The organism is Mycetocola sp. Y171 (assembly GCF_056713165.1).
The window spans coordinates 249,925-261,701 of the sequence record NZ_JBWYGX010000001.1 but is presented as its reverse complement, the minus strand read 5'-3'; the positions used below and the strand labels follow the sequence as shown (position 1 = coordinate 261,701).

The following is an 11,777-nucleotide window of genomic DNA, read 5'->3' as shown; positions in this document are numbered from 1 at the left end:
CGCTTTCAGGCGGTGGCTCGCCAGCACCCGGAGACGTGGTCGTCGACGAGACCGGCCGACTGCATGAGCGCGTACATGGTCGTCGGTCCGACGAACCGGTAGCCGCGTTTCCGCAACGTTGCGCTCAGCGCAGACGACTCAGGGGTGATCGCCGGGATGTCACTCAGCTGCTCGGGTCGTGGCCGCCCCGCCTCAGGCTGGAAGCTCCAGACCAGGTCGGAGAGGCTCTCCCCGAGCTCCCTGGTGACCTTCGCGTTGCCGATGACCGCCTCGATCTTTCCCCTGTGCCTGATGATCGTGGCATCCTGGACGAGCCGTTCGACGTCGTCAGGCGTCATGGCTGCGACGGTGTCGATGTCGAAGTCGGCGAAGGCTGCGCGGAAGGCCGGGCGCCGCCTGAGGATAGTGATCCACGAGAGACCGGCCTGGAAGCCCTCGAGGCTGATCTTCTCGAACACGGCCTGGTCGCCGACGAGCGGTGTACCCCATTCCTCGTCGTGATACCGGACGTACTCGGGGTCGGAGCCGACCCAGGCGCAACGGGCCCGGGAATCGGCACCGGCGATCACGGAGGGGGAGGTGGTCACAGGTGCATCCTTCGATGTCAGGGGGCCGGACGACCCCGACGACGTCAGGCTAGCCGAGTCCGGTCACCGGTAGGGGATGCCTTCGTGTTCGAGCAGCCAGTGCTTGGCCGCCACCCCACTGCCCTGGCTGTAGCCGACGACGCGGCCGCCGCTGGAGAGAACGCGGTGGCAGGGGATGAGCAGGGGAGCGGGGTTGGCGCGTATTGCTCCGCCGACCGCGCGACCGGCGATGCCGAGCCCGGCATCGTGGCCGAGTCGGCCGTAGGTCGTCGCCTCGCCGAACGGGACGGTGCTGAGAGCAGTCCAGATGCTCTGCTGGAATTCCGTTCCCTCGACGGACAGCGGAACGTCGAAGCGTCTCCTGCCGCCGTCGAAGTACTCAGCCAGCTGCTCGGCGGCGCGGACGAGCACGTCGACGGAGGACTCGCGGTAGCCGTCTCGCGGCAGCCTGCCGTCGCGTTCGATCCGCAGGCCGGTCACGGCGGTCCCGTCACTCGTGAGCTCGATCCTCCCGAGCGGACTGGGAACGCGGATGAGGCCGACGGGCCGGTCGAAGAGGGTGGGTTGGGGTTCTCGGGTCTTGGCGTGTGTCGTCATGCAGCGACGGTACGACCGGAAGCGGCACGCGCACCGGATGACGCCAGAGCTGTGGGCATCCGGTTCATGCCGGTCGCGCTGTGGAGGAGCCGCGGCGCTAGCCTTGGGAGATGGCAGACATCGAATACCGCACACTCGGCACCAGCGGCCTCCGCGTCTCGACGATCGGACTCGGCTGCAACAACTTCGGGCGGCTCGGTACCGCCAGCGAGAGCCAGGAGGGGACGAACGCCGTCATCTCCGCAGCCATCGACGCCGGCGTGACACTGTTCGACACCGCCGACATGTACGGCAAGGAGCCCGGCCTCAGCGAGACCCTCATGGGCAAGGCACTCAAGAGGCGCAGGGACTCTGTCGTACTGGCGACCAAGTTCGGCCACGCGGGTGCCGAGGTCGGGATCGAGGGCTGGGGAGCCAAAGGGTCGAGGCGGTACGTCCGACTGGCCGTCGAAGCATCGCTTCGGCGCCTCCAGACCGACTGGATCGACCTGTACCAGCTGCACACGCCGGACCCGATGACGCCGATCGAGGAGACCCTTTCGGCGCTGCACGACCTGATCACAGAGGGCAAGGTGCGCTACATCGGCCACTCCAACCTCGCCGGATGGCAGGTGGCTGAGGCCGACCTCACCGCCGAACTCCACGGGCACCCGAAGTTCATCTCCTCGCAGAACGAGTTCAGCCTCCTCGTGCGGGACGCCGAACGCGAGGTACTCCCTGCGGTACGGCACTTCGGCCTCGGATTCCTGCCATACTTCCCGCTGTACAACGGCCTGTTCACCGGAAAGTTCAGCCGCGACGGCGGCCCGGCTGACTCGCGGATCATGCGTCAGCGCAGCCATCTGCTCGAGAGCGCGCCATGGGACGCGATCGAGTCGTTCCAGGCCTTCTGCGACGAGCGCGGCATCACCATGCTTCAGGCCACGTTCGCCTGGCTGCTCGCCCAGCCGGCCCTGACGAGCGTGATCGCCGGAGCGACGAGGCCAGAGCAGATCCTGCAGAATGCGGATGCCGCGACGGCGTGGCATCCGTCGGCAGACGAACTCGAGACGATCACCGCTCTGTTCGCTCCCCGCGAAGAGGAGTAACGCTCCGGGAAGTAATGAGTGAGCGCTCACTCCGTTACGATTGCGGGGTGACCACAACCCCTTCATCCCTGCTCCCAGGCCGGGCGGCGCCGCTGTCGCCCGACGACAGGCGATCGATGATCATCGACGCCGTGCTTCCGCTGCTGCTCGAGAACGGCAGCAGCGTCACCTCTCGCCAGATCGCCGAGGCAGCCGGCGTTGCCGAGGGCACCATCTTCCGTGCGTTCGGCGACAAGGAGAGCCTTCTCAAGGCGGCTGTCACCCGCTACCTCGACCCGGCGCCGCTGCTCAGGGAACTGGATGCCATCGACTCCGGCCTCCCGCTCGACGCGAAGGTCCGCCTCATCCTCGGTGCGCTCCGCCATCGTTTCACCGGGGTGTTCGCCGTGATGTCGACGCTCCGCGAGGAGGACCGCCCCGCACCGGTCTCGATGCGCGACGACATCGCCGAGCGGGTCGCGGCCGCCCTCGGCGCAGACCAGGAGAAGCTCGGCTGGAGCGCCGCGCAGGTCGCCCAGCTCGCGCGACTCCTCGCCTTCGCCAGCTCATTCCCGCTGCTCACCGCAGGCAGCGCCTTCACCGACGACGAACTGACCGAGCTCATTCTGCACGGCATCGTCGGTTCACCCGACACCGGCACCACCAGGGACACCCATGCTCGCTAAACTCACCGGACGCTACCTGAAGCCGCACTGGCCGCTTCTCGTCGGCGTCATCGTCTTCCAGCTGGCGCAGTCGATCGCGTCGCTGTATCTCCCGACGCTCAACGCCGACATCATCGACAACGGAGTGGCCACCGGTGACACCGAATACATCATGCGGGTCGGCATGATGATGCTCGGGATCACGCTCCTCCAGGTGCTCTGCGCGATCGTGGCCGTGTACTTCGGGGCGAAAGCAGCGATGGCACTCGGGCGAGACCTCCGCCAGGCGGTCTTCGACCGCGTCTCCGAGTTCTCGGAACGTGAAGTGTCGTCGTTCGGCGCCCCTTCGCTCATCACGAGGAGCACCAACGACGTCCAGCAGGTGCAGATGCTCGTGCTGATGACCGCGACGCTCATGGTCTCGGCGCCGATACTCGCCATCGGCGGTGTCGTGCTCGCGCTCGGACTCGACCTCCAGCTGTCGTGGCTGATGGCCGTCGCCATCCCCGTGCTCCTCATCGCCGTCGGGCTCATCATCGTGCGCATGATCCCGCTGTTCCAGTCGATGCAGCGCCGGATCGACCGGATCAACCAGGTCATGCGTGAGCAGCTCACCGGCATCCGCGTCGTCCGTGCGTTCGTCCGTGAGGACGTCGAGACCACCCGGTTCGAGAAGGCCAACGACGAGTTGACCGATGTCGGACTCCGTACCGGCCGTCTGATGGCGATCATGTTCCCGATCGTCATGCTCGTGCTCAACGTCTCGAGCATCGCCGTGCTCTGGTTCGGAGCGTTCCGCGTCGAGGAAGGCTCCATGCAGGTCGGCACGGTGATGGCGTTCCTGCAGTACCTCATGCAGATTCTCATGGCCGTGATGATGGCGACCTTCATGGCTGTCATGATCCCGCGCGCGGCCGTCAGCGCCGACCGGATCGGAGAGGTGCTCGATACCGACTCCTCGGTGCGCCAGCCCTCCTCGCCTGTCGTCACTCTGGACACTGCAGGGAGCATCGTCTTCGACGGGGTGTCGTTCTCCTACCCGGGGGCGGACCAGCCTGTGCTGAGGAACCTGTCCTTCGCCATCCAGCCCGGGACGACGACGGCGATCATCGGTTCGACCGGAGCGGGGAAGACCACACTGGTCAACCTGCTGCCCCGGCTGTTCGACGCGACCGCCGGCCGGGTGCTCGTCGACGGCGTCTCGGTCGCGGAGACGGATCAGGATCTGCTCTGGTCGAAGATCGGCATCGTGCCGCAGAAGCCCTACCTGTTCTCGGGCACCGTCGCATCGAACCTCAGGTACGGGAAGCCCGGCGCCAGCGACGACGAACTCTGGCACGCACTCGAGGTCGCACAGGCCAAAGACTTCGTCGAGGCGCTCCAGGACGGCCTCGACGCGCCGATCTCACAGGGCGGCTCGAACGTCTCCGGCGGTCAGCGCCAGCGGCTCGCGATCGCGCGGGCACTCGTCAAGCGCCCCGAGATCTACGTCTTCGATGACTCGTTCTCCGCCCTCGACCTCGCGACGGATGCCAGGCTCCGCGCGGCGCTCGCACGGGACGTCGGCGACGCCACTCTCGTGATCGTCGCCCAGCGGGTGTCGTCGATTCTCGGTGCAGACCAGATCCTCGTGCTCGAAGACGGCGCGATCGTCGGGCTCGGCACCCACGACGAGTTGCTCGAGCGCTCGACCACGTACCGCGAGATCGTGGAATCACAGCTCACCACAGAGGAAGCATCATGAGCGACACAGAGACCGAGACCGAAACCCGCGTCCCCGCTCGCCCACCGCGCGGCGGCGGACCGTTCGGTGGCGCAGGGATGCCGGCCGAGAAGTCGATGAACTTCGGGCCGAGCGCCAAGCGGCTGATGAAGCGCCTGCAGCCCGAGTGGCTCCCTCTCGTGGCCGTGACGATCCTCGCGGTGATCAGTGTCACGTTCTCGGTGATCGGCCCGCGCATCCTCGGCGACGCCACGAACATCATCTTCGAGGGCGCGATTTCGGCGAACCTGCCCGCGGGCGCGACCCAGGATCAGATCGTCGACGGTCTCCGTGCCGATGGTCAGACCCAACAGGCGGACATGCTCGCCGGCATGAACCTCGACCCCGGGTCAGGGATCGACTTCGAGGCGCTCTCGCGGGTGCTGTTGCTCGTACTCGCCATCTACGCCCTGGCGTTCCTGTTCGGCTGGATCCAGGCGCTCGTGCTCAACGGCGTGGTCCAGCGGACCATGTACCGGCTCCGCGAGGACGTCGAGACGAAGGTGAACACGCTTCCGCTGTCGTACTTCGACAAGATGCCGCGCGGTGAGCTGCTCAGCCGGGTCACCAACGACATCGACAACATCTCGCAGACGCTCCAGCAGACCCTCAGCCAGGTCCTCGTGTCGCTGCTGACGGTGGTCGGCGTGCTCGGGATGATGTTCTCCATCTCACCCCTCCTTGCCGGAATCGCCCTCGTCACCATCCCGCTCACCGTGCTCATCACCGCGGTGATCGCGAAACGGTCGCAGAAGAAGTTCGTCGCCCAGTGGGCACACACCGGCGAGCTGAACGCGCAGATCGAGGAGATGTACTCCGGACACGCCATCGTGAAGGTGTTCGGTCGGTCGCGCGAGGTCGGCAAGCGATTCCAGGAGAAGAACGACGAGCTGTACCAGGCGAGTTTCGGCGCCCAGTTCATCTCCGGCATCATCATGCCGTCGATGATGTTCGTCGGGAACCTCGTCTATGTGGCCATCGCCGTCGTCGGTGGCCTGCAGGTCGCCACGGGGGCCCTGAGCCTCGGCAGCGTGCAGGCGTTCATCCAGTACTCGCGCCAGTTCACCCAACCGCTTACGCAGCTCGGATCGATGGCCAACCTGCTCCAGTCGGGTGTGGCATCCGCCGAACGCGTCTTCGAGCTCTTCGACGCCGACGAGCAGTCGCCTGACCCCGCAGTGCCGGTGACGCCGACAGACGATGTCGGACGGCTCGTGTTCGAGAACGTGTCGTTCAGCTACTCGCCCGAGAAGCCGCTCATCCAGGACCTCGACCTCGTCGCAGAGCCGGGCCACACGATCGCGATCGTCGGTCCGACCGGCGCGGGGAAGACCACCCTGGTCAACCTGATCATGCGCTTCTACGAGCTCGACGGCGGCCGGATCACGCTCGACGGCGTCGACATCGCCCAGATGACGAGGCTCGACCTCCGCAGCAGGATCGGCATGGTGCTCCAGGACACCTGGCTGTTCGGCGGCACGATCCGCGACAACATCGCGTACGGGCGACCGGATGCCACGGAGGACGAGATCCTCGCCGCTGCCCGCGCCACCTATGTCGACCGGTTCGTGCACTCCCTCCCAGACGGGTACGACACCGTGCTCGACGACGAAGCGTCGAACGTCTCAGCGGGTGAGAAGCAGCTGCTCACCATCGCGCGCGCGTTCCTCGCCCAGCCGAGCGTGCTCATCCTGGACGAGGCCACGAGCTCGGTGGACACCAGGACCGAGGTCCTCGTCCAGAAGGCGATGTCGACCCTCCGACAGGATCGGACGAGTTTCGTCATCGCTCACCGGCTCTCCACCATCCGGGACGCGGACGTGATCCTCGTCATGGAATCGGGGCGGATCGTCGAGCAGGGCAGCCACGACGGGCTGCTCGCCCAGGGCGGCGCGTACTACAACCTGTACAACTCGCAGTTCGCAGCACCGGTCAACGACGAGGTGTAGTCCCCCACAGTCCCGGCCGACCGGTCGGTTCTCCACAGCGGAGGGCCACCGGTCGGCGACCGGGCACCGGGGGAGCAGACTCCCGGGCATGACCACGATCATCCGAACTCATGACGCCCAGGATTTCCTCGCCCTCGTCCCGCACCTGACCGGCTTCCGGCCGGGGGAGAGCATCGTCCTCGTGGCGTTTCGGGGCAACAGGACCTGCGGGGCCCTCCGTTGCGACCTGCCGTCGGAGGCGTCGTCGCCTGCGGTCCGTCGACGGGCGGCGAACACGATGCTCGGAATGATCTGCCGCATCCCCGACGTCGACGCCCTCGTACCCGTCGTCTACACGGACGACTCATTCGCGACCGGCGAGGGGATGCCGCGCGACGCCGTCGTCCGTAGCGTGCTGGATCGCGCACGGGACTGCGGCTTCCTGGTCCGCGACGCCCTGTGCGTCGCCGCCGACGGCTGGGGGAGTTACCTCGACGACGAATGCCCTCGCGCCGGGCGACCCCTGGCGCTCATCACCACCTCGCCGGCCCACCGGACGCTCGCGGACAACGTCGAGCGCACAGAACTCGTGGACGTCGATGCCGAATCCACCCTGCCGACGGCGGATTTCGAATCGAGGGAAATGACGGCGAAGCGGTACACCGAGCTCGACGGGCTCAGGGGCTCTCCTGAGCTCGCCCCCGCACTGCTGTTCGACGAGAACTTCTCCGGAGACGTCGTCGACCTCGCAGACCGGCTGGTCGGCGTGGGCGATCCGACTGCCCGTGACGCCGCGCTTCTGGCGTTCGTCGTTCAGGCCCCTGCGGTCCGCGACGAAGTCCTGCTCACCTGGGCATGGGGAGCCGGGTTCGGGGTCAGGGTCATGGAGATGAACGACAGGCATGACCGGGGCGAAGACATCAGCGACCTGCCTGGGGCAATGGCCCTCGGCGGATTCGGGATGCCCCGGCCCGATCCAGGACGGCTCCGGTCGGCGATCCGGCTGCTCCGCCACACCGCAGCTCGTGTCCCGAGGCGGGCGACACCGCCCCTGCTCACCATGATCGCGTGGTGCCACTGGGCGCTCGGCGCAGGCACAATCGCCGGCCGCTGGGTCGACCAGGCGCGTGCGGTGGACAGCGTATACGGGCTGGCCGAATTGCTCGACCTGATGCTCCAGTCCGGCCGCCTCCCCGACTGGGCGTGGGAGGTGCCACCGGATGCCACAAACGGCGTCGCAATCACCGCCGGACGGTAAGCCGCGACGCGCCACATCCGCATCGCCGGTATTATCGACGCAACGGCTCTGCACCGTGGGGGCTCCGAAAGGACGATTGCGTGACCGGCATCAACGTGAGTACCGATTCGCGTGTTGTCGACGTGCCCGGCGGACTGGCACTGGAACTGTCGTGGGCCTCGGTCACCGACACCGGCCGCAAACGCCAGGTCAACCAGGACGCCCTGATCGTCGACTACCCGATCTTCGCCGTCGCCGATGGAATGGGCGGACACGACGCGGGCGAAGTCGCCAGCGCCGCAGTGATCGCCCGCCTTGCGGAACGCGTTGCCTCGGGGGAGACCGTCGACAGGGATGCCGTCGAAACCGCGCTCCGTGCGGCCGTGGGTGACATGCTCGAGCAGGTCGGCAAGTCGGATCTCGGCACAGGGACCACCGTGACCGGGATTGTCTTCGGATTCACAGGCCCTGAGGCCGACGTCCCGGCGTGGACGGTCTTCAACATCGGCGACTCGCGCGTGTACCGGCTGCTCGGCGACGAACTTATCCAGGTGACGCTCGACCACTCGGTGGTCCAGGAACTGATCTCGATCGGCGCGATCACTCCTGACGAAGCCGAATCCCACCCGCACGGCAACGTGATCACCCGCGCCGTCGGGTTCTCGGACGACCCGCTTCCCGACTACACCGACATCCTGTCGACCGACCGGGCGCGCTGGCTGGTCTGCTCAGACGGGCTGACCAAGGAACTCACCGACTTCGGCCTGCGTCATTTCCTCATGCAGGCCGCGTCCCCTGAGGATGCCGTCAGGAGCCTCGTCGATGCGGCTCTCGAAAACGGCGGGCGCGACAATGTCAGCGCCATCGTCCTCGACGAACTCCTTATCGACAACAGCGAGACCGCCGTTCTCGACTGACCGGTCCTCCACCGGGGCGGCCACGTCACACGCGCTTCCACCGGCACAGTCGATTCGGTTGGAACGTCCGCGCACCTGCTGTGCTGGGTGAATGCACGAGCCCATCGACGAGCCGATCACCGTTCCGGCCGAACCGGTCGCGGGCGCGGGGTCGCCGTTCCCGATCGTGGCGAGTCTCGCCCCTGTCGTGGCATCCGTCGTCATCTGGTCGTTCACGCGCTCGCCGTTCGTCCTCGCGTTCGCCGCGCTCGGTCCGGTCGTCGCCATCGCGGGCGTTGTGGACAACCGCTGGTCCACCCGTCGTCGGCTCCGTGCTGAGACGACCGCCTACGGGTTGGAACTCGCCAGGCTCACGACTCTCGTGGGCGAGAGACACGCTGACGAGCGCCGGTCCAGGCGGGCTGCCGCCAGGGGAGCGCGCCTCGTCCTCGACGCCGCGGTGGAGCCGTCCGGCGCAGCTGGATTCGGCCGCTGGCGTGCTCCGGACGACCGCAAGACCATCGTCGTCGTCGGTTACGGCGAGCAGCCGAGCGGCGTCCGTATCGACGGACCGCCCGGAAACGACACGGCGAGGGTGAAACGGCTGGCCGCCCGAGTCTCCGATGTCCCGGTCGGCATCGACGCCTCGGCGGGGATCGGAATCGTCGGACCAGCCGTCGTCACGCGCGCATTCGCCAGGGGGCTGCTCGTCCAACTGTGCACCGCCGCCGGCCCCGATGATCTCGCCGTCGTCGACGTGCCGGACGGCTGGGACTGGACCCGTCCACTTCCGCACCGCAGCGCACGGACGGCGGCCACGAGCGTGCGGGTCGTTGAGAGGTCTGCTGCTGCGGGGCCGATCGGCGCCGCCGACCGGGCCGAGGTCCTGCTCGTCCTCGCCGACCGTCTCGACCTGATCCCCACGCGCTGCTCCCACCTCATCGAGTTCACCGGGGTCGCGACGGCGCTGCTTCACCGGACGACCGCTGCCGGGCGGCCAGACACGACCGAGGTCATCGTCGACCTCGTGTCAGAGGCCGAGGCCGCCCGGTTCGCCGAGGAACTCGCCGACCATGCCCGCCACGCCGGCGCAGGGACGGCCGGCGACGCCCTGCCACTGTCGATCGGGCTCGCCGAGGCGTCCGTCGACGCGCCGCCGCCCTCCTCGACCGCGTCCCTGTCTGCGGTGATCGGCAGTTCCGGCCGGAGTGCAGTGCTCGTCGACCTCGTTGCGCACGGCCCCCATGCGATCGTCGGAGGCACGACGGGCAGCGGCAAAAGCGAATTGCTCGTCACCTGGGTCACCAGCCTGGCCGATCGACACCCGCCCGACGTCGTGACGCTGTTGCTCGTCGACTTCAAGGGAGGCGCTGCCTTCGATCCGCTGCGTCGCCTTCCGCACGTGGTGGGCGTGGTCACAGACCTCGACGCCGTCTCGGCGGCGAGGGCTCTCGAAAGCCTTCGTGCCGAAGTGCGCTTCAGGGAACGTCGCCTGCGCGACGCCGGCGCCAGGGACATCGCGGCTCTGCCGTCACTGCCCCGCCTGGTCATCGTGGTCGACGAGTTCGCCGCGATGCTCGACGGCTACCCGGACCTCCATGCTCTCTTCGTCGACGTCGCGGCCCGCGGAAGGTCGCTGGGCATGCACCTCGTCCTCTGCACCCAGCGTCCTGCGGGGGTTGTGAGGGACTCCTTGCTCGCCAACTGCGGACTCCGGATGTCGCTGCGGGTCACGAACCGCGCTGACAGCACCGCCGTCCTCGGCACGGACGACGCGGCATTCCTGCCCGCGACGATCCCGGGCAGGCTTTCGCTCGCCGCGCAAGACGGCACCGTCACCGTCCAGGTGGCGTCGACCTCGGAGCGTGACCTTCACCGGGCAGCGGGGCGCTGGCCGCCTCCGGCTGAGCGGCGACGGCCGTGGCTCGACCCGCTTCCTGCGCGTGTGGAGCGGGGAAGCCTCGCCGTGGCGGGGGACGGCATCCGCCTCGGTCTCGCCGACCACCCGGCCGAGCAGCGACAGGACACCGCCGTGTGGCATCCGGGAGTCGACGGCAGTCTCCTCGTGATTGGAAGGGCTCGCACGGGGAAAACCACCCTCCTCGACACGATCGAGGCTGAGGCCGCTCGCATCGGCTCGTTCCTGGTCGAACGGATCGGGTCTGACGCCGAGCTGGCCTGGGACGTGATCCATTCGCTCGCCGCAGATTTGCCCACCCGAACCGCGGATGCGGGCGATCTGCTCCTCCTCGTCGACGACCTCGACTCCCTCCTCGCCGGCATCGACCCCGACGACGCCGTCGAACTCCGCGACGGGATTCTTGCCCTGCTGCGGGACGGCCCCCGGAGGTCGGTGTGGCTGGCGATCACGATGCAGCGACTGGCCGGGCCGACCGGTGCTCTGGGAGGGTTCGTCGGGTCCACCGTGCTGCTGGGCACCGCCAACCGGCAGGAGCACCTGCTCGCGGGCGGCGAGAGTGCGGGCTGGGTCGAGGGCCGTCGCGCCGGCAGCGCCCTCTGGCGGGGTGTCTCCGTCCAACTGTGCGCACCTGAAGTCCAGCCTGGTCCGCCCCGCCACGCCGCGAGTCGCACCGTGGCGCCCGTCGACTGGCGGGGCAGCGCCATCAGCCTGGTCGTGTCGAGCGCACCCGCGCGAAGGGTCGAGGAGATCCTCGCGGAGAACTCCGCCGATCCGTCCAAGGTGCCCGTCCGCGTGGCCGCCCTCGCCGACGTCGCTTCCGGACGGATCACCGTCGCCGAGGTCCGCCGGCCCGGAGGAGGAGCGGTCGTCATCGTCGGCGACAGCGACCAGTGGCAGGCGCACTGGTCGCTCCTCACCGCATTGCGCGAGAACGCCAGGATCATCGTCGACGGCTGTTCACCTGCCGAATTCCGCACCATCACGCGGATCAGGTCACGTCCACCCCTGCTGGACCGGGTGCAGGGGCGGGCCTGGTCCTGCTCGCCGGGCGGGGAGGTGACGCGAGTGAGCCTGGACCCGGTGTCGGGTCGCAGATGACGGATGCCGGACGGGTCGC

The 11,777-nt window shown here is 68.1% G+C and carries 9 protein-coding genes; 7 read left to right on the top strand and 2 right to left on the bottom strand.

The annotated features are described in order from the left end of the window. Positions 1–5: 5 nt before the first annotated feature. Together AC1M2K_RS01305 and AC1M2K_RS01300 are read right to left on the bottom strand one after the other, a co-directional pair. A complete protein-coding gene (locus tag AC1M2K_RS01305) occupies positions 6–587 on the bottom strand; it encodes a DNA-3-methyladenine glycosylase I (protein WP_480239538.1) in 582 nt (193 codons plus the stop codon). Between the two features lie 63 nt (positions 588–650). Continuing rightward, on the bottom strand, positions 651–1,184 hold the full coding sequence (locus AC1M2K_RS01300; protein WP_480239537.1) for a methylated-DNA--[protein]-cysteine S-methyltransferase: 534 nt from the start codon (positions 1,182–1,184) through the stop codon (positions 651–653). Positions 1,185–1,294: 110 nt separating this feature from the next. On the opposite strand from AC1M2K_RS01300, the gene AC1M2K_RS01295 reads away from it, so the two are divergent. The 7 genes from AC1M2K_RS01295 to AC1M2K_RS01265 all read left to right on the top strand — a co-directional run bounded on the left by AC1M2K_RS01295 (position 1,295) and on the right by AC1M2K_RS01265 (position 11,758). Then, positions 1,295–2,272 (top strand): aldo/keto reductase, encoded by a 978-nt coding sequence (locus AC1M2K_RS01295; protein WP_480239536.1) that lies wholly within the window; start codon positions 1,295–1,297, stop codon positions 2,270–2,272. Between the two features lie 47 nt (positions 2,273–2,319). Next, the gene (locus AC1M2K_RS01290) at positions 2,320–2,937 is read left to right on the top strand and encodes a TetR/AcrR family transcriptional regulator (RefSeq protein WP_480239535.1); all 618 of its coding nucleotides are present in this window, start codon (positions 2,320–2,322) and stop codon (positions 2,935–2,937) included. Then, positions 2,927–4,660: an ABC transporter ATP-binding protein gene (locus AC1M2K_RS01285; RefSeq protein WP_480239534.1), complete on the top strand. Its 1,734-nt coding sequence runs from the start codon at positions 2,927–2,929 to the stop codon at positions 4,658–4,660. Before AC1M2K_RS01290 ends, AC1M2K_RS01285 begins: the two co-directional genes overlap by 11 nt. Beyond that, positions 4,657–6,627, top strand: a complete 1,971-nt coding sequence (locus AC1M2K_RS01280; RefSeq protein ID WP_480239533.1) for an ABC transporter ATP-binding protein — start codon at positions 4,657–4,659, stop codon at positions 6,625–6,627. The genes AC1M2K_RS01285 and AC1M2K_RS01280 overlap by 4 nt, the downstream gene beginning before the upstream one ends. Before the next feature lie 88 nt (positions 6,628–6,715). Then, complete coding sequence (locus tag AC1M2K_RS01275; protein ID WP_480239532.1) at positions 6,716–7,864, top strand: DUF4192 family protein; 1,149 nt, start codon at positions 6,716–6,718, stop codon at positions 7,862–7,864. An 80-nt stretch (positions 7,865–7,944) separates the two neighbouring features. Then, positions 7,945–8,760: a PP2C family protein-serine/threonine phosphatase gene (locus AC1M2K_RS01270; protein WP_480239531.1), complete on the top strand. Its 816-nt coding sequence runs from the start codon at positions 7,945–7,947 to the stop codon at positions 8,758–8,760. A 91-nt stretch (positions 8,761–8,851) separates the two neighbouring features. Then, positions 8,852–11,758, top strand: coding sequence for an FtsK/SpoIIIE domain-containing protein (locus AC1M2K_RS01265; protein WP_480239530.1), 2,907 nt, complete (start codon positions 8,852–8,854; stop codon positions 11,756–11,758). Positions 11,759–11,777 lie beyond the last annotated feature (19 nt).

Excerpts from the sequence above, each read along its gene's own strand:
- AC1M2K_RS01265 (WP_480239530.1), top strand. The coding sequence starts at position 8,852 with ATGCACGAGCCCATCGACGAGCCGATCACCGTTCCGGCCGAACCGGTC.
- AC1M2K_RS01275 (WP_480239532.1), top strand. The coding sequence starts at position 6,716 with ATGACCACGATCATCCGAACTCATGACGCCCAGGATTTCCTCGCCCTC.
- AC1M2K_RS01280 (WP_480239533.1), top strand. The coding sequence starts at position 4,657 with ATGAGCGACACAGAGACCGAGACCGAAACCCGCGTCCCCGCTCGCCCA.
- AC1M2K_RS01295 (WP_480239536.1), top strand. The coding sequence starts at position 1,295 with ATGGCAGACATCGAATACCGCACACTCGGCACCAGCGGCCTCCGCGTC.
- AC1M2K_RS01300 (WP_480239537.1), bottom strand. The coding sequence starts at position 1,184 with ATGACGACACACGCCAAGACCCGAGAACCCCAACCCACCCTCTTCGAC.
- AC1M2K_RS01285 (WP_480239534.1), top strand. The coding sequence starts at position 2,927 with ATGCTCGCTAAACTCACCGGACGCTACCTGAAGCCGCACTGGCCGCTT.